Here is a 476-nt window from a genome sequence, read left to right on the forward strand (position 1 = left end):
TTGTGCTCGGGTGCGTCCCGTTCTAGCGCCCCGTAGTAGGTTTTCAGCTTGGTGTGGGTGGCCTTGCTTCCTTCGATGCCGCGTTCCAGTCCGACAGGGCGTCCCACAACTCGCGCAAAGTCGGTCTGCATCTCGTTCAGGGCCTTGGCACCACCGAGGAACCGGCGGCAATTCAGGCGGCCTGTATCGGGGKCTTTTGGCACCACGTAGGCCGACAGGTGCGGCGTTTTTTCGTCCCGGTGAATGATGGCAGCGATCACGTTGTCCTTGCCGTGCCGCTCCTGAATCCAGCGCAACGCCTCGTTCAAATAGGGGTCACGACACGAAAGTGTACTTTACGTACGCTTAGAGTGAACCCAACAAGCACGTTGAGGCTGTTCTGCTGAGAGTTCGATAGACAGTTGGCCGAGAAATAGAAAACAGTTCTGAAAGATCGCTGATGGAGTAATCGCCGGTATCATACATCCGGCGATTAC

The 476-nt window shown here is 56.4% G+C and carries 2 protein-coding genes; both read right to left on the reverse strand.

Translation table 11 applies throughout. From position 1 onward, the window contains the following. On the reverse strand, positions 1-308 hold a 308-nt coding region (locus tag KP705_RS17380; RefSeq protein WP_215765183.1), incomplete at its 3' end, for a plasmid recombination protein. A gap of 37 nt (positions 309-345) precedes the next feature. After that, the coding region (locus tag KP705_RS17385; protein ID WP_215765184.1) for a helix-turn-helix domain-containing protein at positions 346-476 on the reverse strand (131 nt) is incomplete at its 5' end.

This window comes from Gluconobacter sp. P1D12_c, from assembly GCF_018812105.1.
Lineage (GTDB): Bacteria > Pseudomonadota > Alphaproteobacteria > Acetobacterales > Acetobacteraceae > Gluconobacter > Gluconobacter oxydans_A.